Origin of the sequence: Paraburkholderia sp. SIMBA_054 (assembly GCF_046534875.1) — a bacterium.
Lineage (GTDB): Bacteria > Pseudomonadota > Gammaproteobacteria > Burkholderiales > Burkholderiaceae > Paraburkholderia > Paraburkholderia hospita.
Genome location: NZ_JAWRXV010001752.1, coordinates 1 through 235 on the forward strand (window position 1 = coordinate 1; position 235 = coordinate 235).

Genomic DNA, 235 nt, shown 5'->3' on the forward strand with positions numbered 1-235 from the left:
GCACTGAACACCGTGCAGGCCACCCTGCCGGGCATGCGCGAACAGCGCTTCGGCCGCATCGTCAACGTCGGCACCAACCTGTTCCAGAACCCGGTCGTGCCCTATCACGACTACACCGCCGCCAAGGCCGCCCTGCTCTCGCTGACCCGTACCCTGGCCGGCGACCTCGGCCCGGACGGCATCACCGTCAACATGGTCTCCGGTGGCCTGCTGCGCACCACCGACGCCAGCGCCG

Annotated in this window: 1 protein-coding gene; it reads left to right on the plus strand. The window is 69.8% G+C overall.

All coding sequences use genetic code 11. From position 1 onward, the window contains the following. On the plus strand, positions 1 to 235 hold a 235-nt coding region (locus tag SB822_RS61100), incomplete at both ends, for an SDR family NAD(P)-dependent oxidoreductase (protein ID WP_410859659.1).